Raw genomic sequence first — 13,849 nt, forward strand, 5'->3', positions numbered from 1 at the left:
ATCGTATTAAAGGATATAAACTACTTCCAATCCTTATTAATAATATTTCAAAGGTGGAAGATTATAGCAAACAATCTGTAGGATGAGAAAAACCACGTAAAACTAAGCTACCGAAATTCTACGGAAGCTAGGACAAGCTCACAACAAAACCAATCCATTGATTACTGCTAAAAAACAAAACAACAACAACTTAAGTACAAAACATCCTTAAATCATAAATTAGAAATATTAAATTGTATCAAATAGATTATTTGATCTAAATGCTCTCTTGGATATGTAATTAATCAGTTTATTGAAATGATAATTAAATCGAGAAAATGATTACCACTATATATTTATTATACCACTAAATAATAGTTTTTTCAATCATACAATTTAGTTATATTTACTATTTGATTTTTATGTAACACTAACAAATTACAAAGCCTACAATCCTTAAATTTGAGCAAACTCCAGCAATAATCCCTTAAATTTGTATTTGTCCAATAACTGATTTTTTGATATCTCAATTCTACCCTCAAGAGGATCTCCAATAATATATTTATCACCATTCATTCCAAGATAAACAACAACATGCCCAATTCCTATGACCTCAACTTCAAGTATGGCTGGAGCACTGACATCCTTCAGTTCTTTGGATACTTTACATGTCACCTTCATTCCCTGTTCTCTGGCATACCTGAGAACCTGAGAAAGACCGGTACCAGAACGACTTGTATATAAAGCTTTTGTCATCTCAGCTTCCGTCCGCTTTTGACCAAAATAATTATATACCGTTGCCATACATGACGGTGCACAAGTAAAACCTTTCGATTGCATGCAAACACCATTTTTCCACTCATCTTTGAAGTCTTCATAATTTATCATTATAGGGAAATAGTTAATGTATTGTGGGATTAATATCAGTAAGGATATCATGTAGAAATACTTTTTATACTTGTCCAAGATTCCGCTGCTTTTCAGCCTTACTACATTAATGATAAAGCCTGTAAACAGCCCTACAAAAACCGTTACTAATTCTATCCACCTAACAGCTTTAAATTCAATAATCCAAGCCGGCGTTATAAAAACCGGTATAATAAGAACAATCAAGGAAGGCAAACTCAAAAGGAAAAATATAACGCCCAATAGAACTTTTATTCTTTTATCCTTTGTTTTTTGCGAAATTCTGTGGCCTGCTATAAGCATTGCTATAGACAAGACAATGTTTATTAAAAGTTGTATCCCCATTCTACATTCCTTTACCCTTCATAAGTTGTATTTCATTAACAGTAATAGCTATATGTTTTGCAATAGATATTGCAAAACATATAGTCTAAAACATCTCTTTATATCAAAACATTTTTCAAATTATATTTTATGCTTCACTAGCATTTGTCAATGTATTATCTCAGCACCTTAACTATATTGAACATACTGTCTAGTACCTGCCAGTTCTGAGGGAAGGATTCGCCTAATACCCAATAACTTACCCCTCTAAGACCATACTCAACTACAGTTAAGAATTTGGCCCTGACACTTCTAGCATCCTCGAACCATACGATGTGCTGTTTTCTGTCCCTGTCATAATAATTAAAGTATGGCGATTGTGCCTCTGTATCATATTTTACTATGGAGCCATACTCAGCAGCAATGCTTAGTGCGTCCTGCGGACTTATACGGGGTGCAAATGGCCCTCCTGCCACATATGGAAGCTTCCAGTCATAACCATACAACGGCATTCCCATCATTATTTTCTTTGGAGGTATTACAGAAACCGCATAATCCAAAACCTTTCTTACTGAATTTATTGGTGCTACAGGTAGAGGAGGTCCTCCTGACCATCCCCATTCATAGGTCATAAGTATTACAAAATCTGCAATTTCTCCATGAGCAGGATAATCATGAGCTTCATACCATTCCCCGGCCTGTTCTGCTGAAGTCTTTGGAGCTAGAGCAGTTGACAGAACAAAATTATTTCTGTGCATAATATCTGCTGCTTTTCTTAAAAAACTGTTGTATAATTCCCTGTCTTCAGGAAAAATTCTCTCGAAATCAACATTTAACCCATAGAAACGTTTCCTCTTCATAATATCTATTACATTATCCAACAACTTTTGGGAAACAGCATTATCTGACAATATGGAATGAGCAATTTCACTGCTGAAATTACCATCACTGAAATTGGTTATAGCCATAAGGGATGCAACATTATAATTAGCTGCTGTGCTCCTTATGGCAGAATCATCAATATCTTTAAGTGTACCGTCATTATTTACCATATAACTAAAAGGAGTAATATAAGTTAAATATTTACCTACCTCATTTACTATTTGTGTTTCATTCTGGGCAGTAGAAGGCTCTATATAAGCATTAACTTCCAAGTACCCATAATTTTTTCTTTGCTCCGGAATTCTTAAAGTCATTCCAACTTGAAGGATATAGGGATATGATATTCCGTTGTATTGTGCCAATGTTTCATATCTTATTCCAAATCTGTTCGAAATGGACCAGAGGCTGTCACCTGGCCTTACTGTATATGACGTTTCTGTGGTTGGAATAACCAAAGCCTGACCAATAACAAGAGCAGGAATTTCATATAATTTATTAACGGAACTGATTGTATCCATACTGACCCCAAATCTTCTCGATATGGACCATAAGGAATCTCCGGGTTGGACAACATATATCGTCAAATTTTCCACTTCCTAATTAATTATTCCCATATCATGATATTCAAAAAAGGAAAAATTGACATTAATAAAGAGGTATATTAGATTTTTAATTATAAAAACAAAATCGCTTGCGATTTTGCAACTTTGATTGTTGTCGTGAGAAATTATGGTGTGAATACACCATAATTTCCTAGACATAAGCAAAACACTTTATACTAAATTTCCAGCTGCTCCAATGTCCAAAATATAGTCATTCGATAACTGTTCTTTAGTATAAAGTGTTTATCATTTATTCTTTAAAATAGCTATTTCAAATTGCATAATCCGGTTTTACTTATCTTTTGATGCTTTTGAGGTTTTTGTAGATGTTTTTGCTGCAGATGCCGATTTTGAAGCTTTCTTTGTTGTAGATGCTTTAGGTTCCTTATCCTTTATATCTTCAGAAGACTTACTCTTGGATTTGGTGGAACTTTTCTTTTCGGTGGAAGCTTTAGCTGTCTTTTTTACTTCTTTTGATTCAGCTCCATCTTCTTTTTGGTCAGCTGTTTTGGCAGTTGACTTCTTTACAGCTTTTGCCTTTCCAGTAAATTTAACTGAGTAATTCATAAATGAGTTATTATCCCAGTTATCTGCACTGTCTTTAAACGAAATATTCAGCTCATCTTGTAGTGTAATTTTGAACGACCCTTTAAAAACACCGTTTTCATTTTCCATTGGTATAAAGGCTTTATCCAACCACTCTTTACCATACCCAATATGCAGGAAAATCTGATCCGCACCGCTTTTTGCCAATATTCCTTCGTAAGTTATTGTTACCTCATCTCCAACACCCAAGGAATAGTCGGAAATAAAAACACCGTTTTCTGCATATGGTTGAGAACTCAAACTCATTAAGATCACCTCAACATTAGTATTGTATATTAAAAGTGATAAATCTATTACATTTGTCTGTCGCAAATCCCGCTAAACCGTTCGTTATTTGCTCCGGCAAATGCAAGATTATTAGCACTTTTAATATAGTTAATTGCAAAGCATTTCATCCATTCCTTACTGCCTTGTTAAACACTGGTAAAACCAAGCTTTAGTGTTAACATTATAAAGTTTTCAAAATACACTTACAAATTATGTGCACTGACCTCTATTATTATACCATAAATCTTATAAAAAACAAAACATTTTTGCATATGGAATAAATAGATATGTGCATATCAGCTGTCTATTAAGTCTCAATGCCTCTACAAATGACCCTTTCAAGAGTCGGTGTTATATTTAGTAAATCTTTTAACTTATTATACTCATCCATGGCTTTTTTGTTTTCACTGTGAACTTTCTCTGCAATAAGCATAAGATTTTTAGGCGTTTCAAGAGGTGAAATATATTCGAGAAGGGACACTTTATATCCCATACCTTCCAACAACATAGCCCTGATACCGTCGGTTAACACATCTGCCATTCTCGCCTTAAGTATGCCATGTTTTAATATCTGAGAGAATGGATCATATGAGTATTGATTCAGAATTTCCTTCTGGCAGCACGGCACCATTACCACAGCCTCAACATTGTTGTTTAATGCAACGCCCAGTGCATAATCGGTTGCAGTATCGCATGCATGGAGGCTTATGGCAAGATGTATCTTTCTGTCCGGTCTATAATTCCTGATATCCATTATTTTAAACTCCATATTGTTATACCCAAGCCTTGAAGCCATTTTTCTTGATGCCTGAATGACAGTTTCAGAATAGTCAACACCAATGAAATATGACTTTTTCTTAAGAACTTCAGTTATATAGTAGTTTAATACAAACAAAAGATACGACTTTCCGCAGCCAGAGTCAAGAACTGTAATACAATCATTTTTATCTGCCAGCCTTTTTAACAGCCCGTTAAGTATTTCAACGAAATGATCGATCTGGTTGTATTTACGGATCATATCATTTTTGATTTTGCCATTTTCACTAAGAATTCCAATCTCTTTAAGAACGTCATCAGCCTGACCGATTTTTATAAGATAGTCACGATTGGCAATTTGGGAGGTTTCACTATGATACCCGTTTTTGATATCAGGAGCATTTTCTTTAGTTCCTGTTTCCTTGACGCTCATTTTTACATTTTTGTTGTCTGCCTCAATATAAATAGTAGTGCCTCTTTCTTCATATGTAACCAGTGCCGAATCATAGTTTTCCCCAAACTTGGATAGCCTTGCAGAAAGCCATTCTATCTCGGCAGTTTCAGTTTTTCCATTAAAATTAATCTTAAGTTTACCGTCTTCTATTGAAATATTGGCTTTATATTCCCTTGTCCCCGACTTATAAACAGCAGATATTCCCTTAAAAAAATCAATCCTGTCCTTAATCCTTTGTTCTAAACCCATTAGAAAAAGCGACATCTTACTTATATTTTGCTTATTCATACTTTTGCTTCTCCCTGTCTTCTATATAAAAAGTCCTTTCCCTGCAGAATTCCTTAATGTTTCCAATTCTTCCTTTGTCAGCTCTCTGCACTCACCAGGCTTTAAGCTTTCATCAAGGAGTACTCCTCCCATTTCAATCCTCTTTAAAAACCTTACTTCCTTGCCAATAGCTTCAAACATTCTCTTAACCTGGTGAAATTTTCCTTCAACTATGGTCAGCTCAATTTCCGAAGTGATACCTGATCTTATTATGTCTAAAAGGGCAGGCATGGTCTTATACCCGTCATCTATTGTTATACCTTCAGCAAATGCTTTCTTGTCCGACTCTATAACCTCCCCGTTTATAAGGGCATAGTACTTCTTTCGAACATGCTTTTTAGGCGATAGAACTTCATGAGCCAAGTCACCATCATTAGTCATGATTAATAGCCCTTCCGTATCAATATCAAGCCTTCCGACAGGAAACAGCTTATAGTGAAAAACCTCTTCTGGCATAAGCTCAACAACTGTTTTGTGCCTTTGATCAAAGGTAGCACTTATCACACCCTGAGGCTTGTTTAACATTAGGTATATAAACTCTTTATAATTTAAAACCTCCCCATTTATCTCAATTGTACTTGAATTGGGATCTATATGAATTCCACTATCCTTTACAACCTGTCCATCAACTTTTATAGAGCCATTTTTAACCATTGCCTTTATTTCTTTTCTCGTCCCATATCCGAAATTTGAAACGACCTTATCCAATCGCTGAGTATTTCTCATTTTTATCCTGCTTTCTGTCTAATTCTTTAGTTTATTTAGCATTTTTTAACATGTCCTAGCACATTCTTCGCCAGCCCTTGGGATACAGGTTTTTTACAATCCCCCCGTTGGATTTTGCCCATCCTAGAGTGTAGCCGTCAACACATACACAGGTTAAACCGTTATCCTGCCCCTCTATAATAAGGGTTTCACCCTTTAAATAACTTAACACCTCATTGGAATTTGAACTTAAGTCCATCACATTATTAATATCTTCTTTTTTCAGAGAAATAACCATAGAATGAGAAGGATTAAACTTACCTTTACCAAACTCCCCTAAATACCAACCGAATTTGGCAATTTTAAGCCCATCAAGAGACGGGGTTTCATGGGGGAGACAGTACAAGTGGTTTCCCATAAGTTCAAACCTTCCATCTATTTCACAGTTAAAGTTCTCCTTTGTAAATTTGAAAAATTCGTTTAGTAAGTTTATATCCACCTTAGATGAAGTATTTTTGCCTGTAAACCCAAGTTTTTCATGAGCAAGGGTATCTTTTTCACCCTTTTTCAGCATTGCGGTAAAATGTCCTTCTCCATCAAGCTTATGGGGCCATAGCCTTGAAGTTTTTATAAGTTCCCCATTCTCATCAGACCAATTGGGTCTACCGTCATCTATGCCCCCACACTTAGGAATTCCACATATTGTGTAGTCTCGGTGCTTTTGTAAAAACTGGGAAATCATCATTTCATCTTCTTCAGGAGAAAATGTGCATGTGGAATAAATCATATACCCACCGGGCTTTAGAAGTTTATCCGCACTTTCTAAAATATCTCTTTGCATCAAAACACATTTGTCAGATTTAAAATTGCTCCAGCTTCTCTGTGCTTCTTCATCCTTTCTAAACATGCCTTCTCCGGAACAGGGAGCATCCACCAAAACCTTGTCAAAAAAGGCACCAAACCGTGAAGCCAGATTATCGGGGGTTTCATTTGTGACTATGGCATTCCTGATACCGCACAGTTCAATATTCTTAACCAAAGCTTTTACCCTGTCCGCATTTATATCATTGGAAACCAAAATTCCTTTTCCCTCAAGCCCTGCCGCCAGCTGTACAGATTTTCCTCCAGGAGCTGCACATAAGTCAAGTATACGTTCACCCGGCTTTGCATTGGCGACAAATCCTGGATACATGGCACTTGGTTCCTGAATGTAATAAAGTCCGGCATGATAATAAGGGTGCTTCCCTGGAGAATTATCTCCGCTGTAATAAAAACCATCCCTTGTCCAAGGTATAGGTACAAGCTTAAACGGAGAAATCTTTATAAAGTCCTCAACTTTTATTTTAAGGGTGTTTATTCTTAATCCATAAAACCTTGGCTTGTTAAAGGAATCCATAAACTGCTTGTATTCCTCTTCACCTAAAAGGTTTCTCATCTTTTCCAAAAATTCTAATGGTAATTTCATAAAAAACTCCTGTAATATTCTACCGTAATTTCTAAGGTATTTATAAATTGCCTTATACAAATTTTTAATATATTATAACACATAAAACATCAGCTTTTACACTCCAATAATATTTTAATAGATCATAGGGGTTATGCTGCCATAATTTATTAAACATAAAAAGAAGGGTTTTTAATTGCATTTGTAGAAATTTAATATAAACTTTTCAGGAAGGAGTATTTTTATGAAAAGAATCATACCTTTTATTGTGGTTTTATCCCTTTTAGTAACTGTTGTGGTATCCGCTGAAAGCAATAATAAATATAACGGTTATGATATAGTCAAAGTAAATGTCAACAACACCGAGCTTAGCTTGGATGTTCCAGCTATAGTAATGAACGGAAGAACCCTCCTACCTATAAGAAAAGTTGCTGAAGCGGTAAACGGTATAGTTACCTGGGATGGCAACACCAAAACCGCCAGTATTTTAAAGCCCCATGTAAACATAATTTTTGCCGAATCAAAAGACGGTTCCTCCATATCCGGAGAACCATCTGAGATAATACCATTTTGGACGGAATATGACAGGTATTTGTCCTACATTAGCATAAGCGGTCTTTCGGCCGGTAATCATACATTGTACTGCGGAATTTTCAAAACTGATAAAAACAACAATATTGACTTTAACAAACCTGTAGACACAAAAACAGAGCAAACTATAAACTCAACAGGCCCATACACCCCTGCAATGTTTGCACTTGCTTGGGATAAGGCAAACATAAAGGAAGCCGGAACTTATTACTTTATGGTGAATTTAAAAGACGATGAAGGTAATTTCAAACCTATCGCCTCTTACTCAATGGAACTGAAATAATATTTTGCTGTTTTTCTATAAAAATAGGGCGTTACAAAACTAACATTAGTTTTGTAACGCCCCTCTTATATTGCCTGTTATTTGAAATTAAATTTCCTGTGTCTCGCTAGTTTGTTTAATCAAGTTGGTGCTTGCATTCCTTACATGCTCAGTTGTAAGATTCTCCGCCATTTCTGAATTTCCTTCACTGATGGCCTTGAATATGGCCTTGTGCTCTAAAAGAGCCTTTTCTGCTCTTCCCGGCGAACTTATGGATATATTTCTTGCCCTGCGTATGTAAAGATGAAATGTACCTAGCATAAACAACAAGGGCTTACTCTTACTGGCCTTGAATATAATCTCATGAAACTTGGAATCCAGTTTGAGTACATGTTCCGTATCGTTTTTTATGGTATAAAACTCCTCCAACTCAAGACATTCTTTTAACTCGTTAAGCTCATCATGAGTTATATTTTCAGCCGCCCATCTTGCAGCTAGCCCTTCAATCATCATCCTTATGGTGTATATGTCCTTAATGTCCTTTGTTGAAACTCCAGTCACAACTGCACCCTTATTCGGTATGGACTGAACAAGCCCTTCAAGCTCAAGCTGCCTAAGTGCTTCTCTTATAGGAGTCCTGCTGACTCCCAGATCCTCCGATAGTCTTGTCTCAATCAGGCTGTCCCCAGGTTGATATTTACCGTTTAAAATATCATTTTGAATCTGTATGAAAACCTTACCTCTTAATGAATGTAAAGCACTATCGCTTTCATTGTGCTCTATTTTTGACATTTGTGCCCTCCCTCTTTGAAGAGCCATTAACCAAAATACATTAAAAGTGGAAGTGTTATTTCACTTTTAATATAGTTAACTCCCTTGTTTTGTAAGATGCAATTCTTTTCTTTAGAGTGCAAGATCCAATATTTCGGGTGTAAGCTCACCGATTGCTTCTAAAAGCTCATCATCACCTATTGCAGTCACACGTCCATCTTTGTATTGGTCATCAATCCAATTTTTCAGTTTTGCTACTCTATCATCCTTTTTATCTATCTTTTTGACACCATCAAGCCCGAAATAACTATTAACCCAATGTGCTATTCCGGCCAGACCCGAATGGGAATTTATTGCAACTCCAACAGGTCTTTTTAAGAATTTGTTTGTATCAAATATGTTATAAATCTCTTCATCCTTCAAAAGACCATCAGCATGAATTCCTGCCTGAGTAACATTAAAATGTTTTCCTACAAAAGGAGTACGCGATGGAATTGAATAGCCGATTTCCTTTTCGTAGTATTCTGCTATCTCAGTAATCACGGTTGTGTCCATCCCGTCAGTAGTTCCCCTAAGCTGTGCATATTCAATAACCATTGCTTCTAAAGGTGTATTTCCTGTTCTTTCCCCTATTCCCAGAAGTGAACAGTTAACGCTTGAAGCTCCGTACATCCATGCAATGGCAGAATTGGAAACAGCTTTGTAGAAATCATTGTGTCCATGCCATTCTATGAGCTCACTTGGAAAACCTGCGTGATGCCTTAAGCCATATATAATGCCTGGTACACTTCTAGGAAGTGCAGCTCCTGAGTATGAAACACCATATCCTAATGTATCACATGCACGTATTTTAATAGGAATGCCGCTTTCATCCATCAGTTTTTTAAGTTCCAATGCAAAGGGAACTACAAAGCCGTAAAAATCAGCACGGGTAATATCTTCAAAATGGCAGCGAGGCTTTATTCCTACATCTATAGCACTTTTTATTATGCTCATATAGTGTTCAAGTGCCTGCTTTCTAGTCATATTAAGCTTTTTAAATATGTGATAGTCAGAGCAACTTACCAATATACCGCTTTCTTTCATTCCCATATCTTTAGCAAGCATAAAATCGCTCTTTGTTGCCCTTATCCAACTGGTTACTTCAGGATACTTGTATCCTCTTTCCATACATTTATATACTGCTTGCTTGTCTCTGTCGCTATACAGGAAAAACTCACTTTGCCTTATTATACCATTTGGTCCACCTAATTTATGCAGCATATCAAAAAGGGTAACAATCTGATCTACAGTATAAGGGGCTCTTGATTGCTGTCCGTCTCTGAAGGTTGTATCAGTTATCCATATCTCATCTGCAGGAAACATCGGAACCCTTCTATGATTGAAAGCACATTTGGGTATCTCATCATAACTGAATATTTCCCTGTAAAGATTTGGTTCTGAAATATCTTGAAGGCTATACTTGTATTGAGTTTGTTCTAATGTATTAGTTTTTTTATTGAATTCAATCATATAAAAACCCCCTTTTTATCCTTTGTATAATTGTATACAATTATACAACTCATGTCAATACAATAATTTTATATAATTTTCTATAAGTACACTTGAGTATTTTTATGGGAAGGAGGATTTTTTGTTTTTTTATCGAATTAAATATATATTAGGATTACCATATTTAATCCGTCACTAAGTTTTATATAATAGTTGTTAATCTAACCATAAAACCCCAATACTCACAACTCACATCAAGCTGTTCACTGGCAACTTCTTAATGTCTAGAAAATTATGGTGTATTCTACACCACACTTTCTCGCGACAACGATCAAAGTTTCAAAACCTCAAGGGATTTTGTTTTTTCTATCTTAGCTAATAGGTTGTATTTAGCATTTAAGATTGTACTTAGTATTTAAGTTTGTATTTAGTATTTAAGTTTCTTTTTTAAATTAATATGTGCGGAGGTATTATTATGTCAAGAACCAAATTTTTTAAACTATTGCACTTAGGGTACTTATTTTCCCTTTTTGTAGGCGTAGGTGCATTCCTTATAAGTAATTTTGTCTTTAAGAACAATACCGTTGTTACACTAGCAATATTTATTTTAGCCTCCATCAGCTCATCAATTATTGCAGAGCTTGCCATTCGAATAAATCTTAAGAAAATGATCCAAACATTTTCTCATGAGCTGGAAATAATAAAAAAAGGTGATATTTCCCACATAATTGAGTCACATAGCTTTGAGAATTTGAAGGGTGTTGCTACATCAGTAAACTCTGTTTTTTCTGATATCCGTTTGCTGATTGAAAGCTTTTTCTCATTGTCCACCTCCATTATAGATGCATCCGGAAGAGTTAGCAAAACTGCACAGGAAGCAGCAGCTGCAATGGAAGAGATAGCAAAAACCGTGGATGAAATTGCCAAAGGTGCATCAGATCAAGCTGCAGACGCACAACAAGGTGTTTCAATGGTAGAAAAGCTATCGGAACAAATAAGCTTTGTTTATGAAAGCTATACCGGAATTATAAATGAAACCAACAAAATAAACGAATTGAATTCAATTGGTTTGGATGCCGTAAGCACTCTTCGTGACAAATCATCACAGAATTTTGAGTCTTCCCAAAAGATATTCTCTGTTATAGAGAAGTTAACAACTACAACTCAGGATATAGGCCTATTTGTTGAATCGATTGAAAATATTGCAGAGCAGACAAACCTCTTAGCTCTCAATGCAGCAATAGAGGCAGCAAGGGCTGGAGATGCAGGTATGGGTTTTGCAGTTGTAGCTGAAGAGGTTAGAAAGCTTGCAGATCAAAGCAGAAAATCTACTGAAGAAATTATCGGCCTCATGCAGAACATCAAGGAAGAATCCCAGCTAGCCCTTAAATCTATGGACGCAATGAAAAAAATATCCCAGGAACAGAATAATGCTGTTAACAAGACTGATAATGCATTTACAAACATTGCAGAGGCTATTACCGGTATAGTGCAAAAAATTAACGAGGTAAATAATTCAGTAACGAAAATGCAAACAGATAAGGATGAAGTTATAAATGCAATCGAAAATATATCTTCAGTCTCTGAAGAAACAGCAGCATCAAGCCAGGAGGTTGCAGCCACTACGGAACATCAGTTGAAGGCTATCGAAGAGATGAAAGATGCATCATGTACTATGGAGAAGCTAGTTCAACAACTGGATACGCACCTAAAAAAATATAAAGTAAGATCCTGATTGAACAAAATCGCGAACTGATTTTGTCAACAATCTCCTAAACATGAATAAAACACTTTAGGCCCTGATTTTGAAGGCCTAAAGTGTTTTTGTTAATATTAATTATTTTGATTTAGTATGTATAGCCGAATTTAACTGCAATCTTCATAACATCACTCATGTTAATTGCCCCATCTCTATTAACATCAAGTTCTTGCTTATATTTTGAATCAACTGTTGTAGTACCGAAACCTGAAGCAATGGATATAACATCCGCCATATTTACTACCCTGTCCTTATTGACATCTTCCGGTATATAGTTAAAACCGTTAGTTGGAGTAAAAGTTGGTGTGTTAGTTGGAGTAGGAGTTGGTGCTTTAGTGCTTGTAGGCTGAGTAGAAGGAATATTTCCGTAATATTTGGTTAAACCCGCTAATGCAGCAACCAAGCCTGCATTGTAGTCTATACCAACCTCAGTAGCCTGGAACTTATCTACTTCATCAGTATATTGGTCCGACATGTTAGGACCGCCAACCAATGCTCCTGTCAATGTATTCTTTGCAGTTGACTTCCAATCTCCCCATCCCATTGACCCTTGAGCAGCTCTATGGTGAGGGTGCTGAGGCCACTTACTTCCAAATCCTACCATATACGACATGTTAGCCGGATTGTTTCCTAATATATAATCTATCTGTCCTTTTGCAAAGGTTTTAAGATTTTCATCCTTTGTCAGCTTATATTGCAATAATGCCAGCATTGATGCAGATGCACTGTAACGCAGCATTCCCCACTCAGTCAGGAATCTTACTCCTCCAGGAGTTTTAGGAACACTTGTCTGCCAGTAGTTGAGGTTTGAGGTAACGGCATCTTTATACTTTGTCTGGCCTGTAGCACTACCTATAACATAAGCAGCTGCAAGCTTCATATCGTTCCAGCATATCGCCCAGTTGGTACCAGGTGAACTTAAAAGGCTGTTTATATCTGAAAGGTAAGAGTCTTTCTTTTCTATGACATACAGCCATATTGCAGCCCAAGCCATATCATCGTCACCTGATGAAGATGTATAGAAGCCGTCTGCTTTACATGTTCCTCGGTTTTTGCCTAGAGCATATAACTCTTTGGACATTTCGAGACACTTGTTTGCATAAGTTGAATCTATGTCTTTATAGTTTAAGTACATGAGGCTTAATGCACCTGAATACAAGCCGCACACATCAGAAGCAGGGCTTGATGAATCTACATAATAAACCTTATCCCTATCCCCAGGCTGTTTTTCCGGAGGTCCCCAATAATCATGGTCTGTTGGTGCTCCCACATGATAGTAGTACTTTGTAGCACTAACCCTGGATTTCATTATGTAATCGGTAAAGTATTTCAAAGTCGATATAGCCTTATTGGTAAGGCCTGCTCCATCATATGCATCCTTAAACTCATATAAAGACCAACCCAAAATTGATGATGCATAACCATTTGTAATACCGAATTTGATATGGTCTCCACAGTCATGGTATCCCCCTGTCAAATCAGCTCCTACAAATTTGCCGTCATTGGTATGACATGCTGCTCTCCAACTGAAAACATTATCTTTAGCCACATCAGGACCGCATTTGTTTGCATCATAAAACCATAAGGAATCCTTAAATGCTACAGCATAATCGGAGCTGGAAATGGTAGCAGCTGATACGTTTACGGATGGTACTACTGTACTGGAGATTATAGTTGCTGAAGTCAGTACAGCCGCAAGTATTTTTTTCATTGTCTGACACCC

The 13,849-nt window shown here is 36.4% G+C and carries 11 protein-coding genes; 2 read left to right on the top strand and 9 right to left on the bottom strand.

Going from position 1 to position 13,849, the window contains the following annotated elements:
* Nucleotides 1-435: 435 nt before the first annotated feature.
* The 6 genes from VIO64_RS11765 to VIO64_RS11790 all read right to left on the bottom strand — a co-directional run bounded on the left by VIO64_RS11765 (nt 436) and on the right by VIO64_RS11790 (nt 7,273).
* Entirely contained in the window at nt 436-1,230 is a 795-nt protein-coding gene (locus tag VIO64_RS11765; RefSeq protein WP_331918374.1) for a cysteine peptidase family C39 domain-containing protein, read from the bottom strand.
* 155 nt (nt 1,231-1,385) lie between these two features.
* Nucleotides 1,386-2,675: a glycoside hydrolase family 18 protein gene (locus VIO64_RS11770; RefSeq protein ID WP_331918376.1), complete on the bottom strand. Its 1,290-nt coding sequence runs from the start codon at nt 2,673-2,675 to the stop codon at nt 1,386-1,388.
* A 309-nt stretch (nt 2,676-2,984) separates the two neighbouring features.
* On the bottom strand, nt 2,985-3,545 hold the full coding sequence (locus VIO64_RS11775; protein ID WP_331918378.1) for a carbohydrate-binding protein: 561 nt from the start codon (nt 3,543-3,545) through the stop codon (nt 2,985-2,987).
* A 328-nt stretch (nt 3,546-3,873) separates the two neighbouring features.
* Nucleotides 3,874-5,064 (bottom strand): SAM-dependent methyltransferase, encoded by a 1,191-nt coding sequence (locus VIO64_RS11780; RefSeq protein WP_331918380.1) that lies wholly within the window; start codon nt 5,062-5,064, stop codon nt 3,874-3,876.
* A 21-nt stretch (nt 5,065-5,085) separates the two neighbouring features.
* Nucleotides 5,086-5,829, bottom strand: a complete 744-nt coding sequence (locus VIO64_RS11785; protein WP_331918382.1) for a pseudouridine synthase — start codon at nt 5,827-5,829, stop codon at nt 5,086-5,088.
* Nucleotides 5,830-5,884: 55 nt separating this feature from the next.
* The gene (locus VIO64_RS11790) at nt 5,885-7,273 is read right to left on the bottom strand and encodes an RsmB/NOP family class I SAM-dependent RNA methyltransferase (protein WP_331918384.1); all 1,389 of its coding nucleotides are present in this window, start codon (nt 7,271-7,273) and stop codon (nt 5,885-5,887) included.
* A 223-nt stretch (nt 7,274-7,496) separates the two neighbouring features.
* Here VIO64_RS11790 and VIO64_RS11795 point away from each other — a divergent pair, with 223 nt between their 5' ends.
* The gene (locus VIO64_RS11795; protein WP_331918386.1) at nt 7,497-8,126 is read left to right on the top strand and encodes a copper amine oxidase N-terminal domain-containing protein; all 630 of its coding nucleotides are present in this window, start codon (nt 7,497-7,499) and stop codon (nt 8,124-8,126) included.
* Nucleotides 8,127-8,213: 87 nt separating this feature from the next.
* On the opposite strand, the gene VIO64_RS11800 is transcribed toward VIO64_RS11795, so the two are convergent.
* Both VIO64_RS11800 and VIO64_RS11805 read right to left on the bottom strand, forming a co-directional pair.
* The gene (locus VIO64_RS11800; RefSeq protein ID WP_331918388.1) at nt 8,214-8,897 is read right to left on the bottom strand and encodes a GntR family transcriptional regulator; all 684 of its coding nucleotides are present in this window, start codon (nt 8,895-8,897) and stop codon (nt 8,214-8,216) included.
* Nucleotides 8,898-9,008: 111 nt separating this feature from the next.
* The gene (locus tag VIO64_RS11805; RefSeq protein ID WP_331918390.1) at nt 9,009-10,388 is read right to left on the bottom strand and encodes a 2-isopropylmalate synthase; all 1,380 of its coding nucleotides are present in this window, start codon (nt 10,386-10,388) and stop codon (nt 9,009-9,011) included.
* A gap of 454 nt (nt 10,389-10,842) precedes the next feature.
* On the opposite strand from VIO64_RS11805, the gene VIO64_RS11810 reads away from it, so the two are divergent.
* Entirely contained in the window at nt 10,843-12,102 is a 1,260-nt protein-coding gene (locus tag VIO64_RS11810; RefSeq protein ID WP_331918392.1) for a methyl-accepting chemotaxis protein, read from the top strand.
* Between the two features lie 112 nt (nt 12,103-12,214).
* On the opposite strand, the gene VIO64_RS11815 is transcribed toward VIO64_RS11810, so the two are convergent.
* Complete coding sequence (locus VIO64_RS11815; protein WP_331918394.1) at nt 12,215-13,837, bottom strand: glycoside hydrolase family 9 protein; 1,623 nt, start codon at nt 13,835-13,837, stop codon at nt 12,215-12,217.
* Nucleotides 13,838-13,849 lie beyond the last annotated feature (12 nt).

It is taken from the genome of Pseudobacteroides sp. (genome assembly GCF_036567765.1).
In the GTDB taxonomy this organism is placed as follows: Bacteria; Bacillota; Clostridia; order Acetivibrionales; family DSM-2933; genus Pseudobacteroides.

Coding starts and splice junctions, on each gene's coding strand:
- VIO64_RS11765 (WP_331918374.1), bottom strand. CDS start 1,230: ATGGGGATACAACTTTTAATAAACATTGTCTTGTCTATAGCAATGCTT.
- VIO64_RS11775 (WP_331918378.1), bottom strand. CDS start 3,545: ATGAGTTTGAGTTCTCAACCATATGCAGAAAACGGTGTTTTTATTTCC.
- VIO64_RS11780 (WP_331918380.1), bottom strand. CDS start 5,064: ATGAATAAGCAAAATATAAGTAAGATGTCGCTTTTTCTAATGGGTTTA.
- VIO64_RS11785 (WP_331918382.1), bottom strand. CDS start 5,829: ATGAGAAATACTCAGCGATTGGATAAGGTCGTTTCAAATTTCGGATAT.
- VIO64_RS11790 (WP_331918384.1), bottom strand. CDS start 7,273: ATGAAATTACCATTAGAATTTTTGGAAAAGATGAGAAACCTTTTAGGT.
- VIO64_RS11795 (WP_331918386.1), top strand. CDS start 7,497: ATGAAAAGAATCATACCTTTTATTGTGGTTTTATCCCTTTTAGTAACT.
- VIO64_RS11800 (WP_331918388.1), bottom strand. CDS start 8,897: ATGTCAAAAATAGAGCACAATGAAAGCGATAGTGCTTTACATTCATTA.
- VIO64_RS11805 (WP_331918390.1), bottom strand. CDS start 10,388: ATGATTGAATTCAATAAAAAAACTAATACATTAGAACAAACTCAATAC.
- VIO64_RS11810 (WP_331918392.1), top strand. CDS start 10,843: ATGTCAAGAACCAAATTTTTTAAACTATTGCACTTAGGGTACTTATTT.
- VIO64_RS11815 (WP_331918394.1), bottom strand. CDS start 13,837: ATGAAAAAAATACTTGCGGCTGTACTGACTTCAGCAACTATAATCTCC.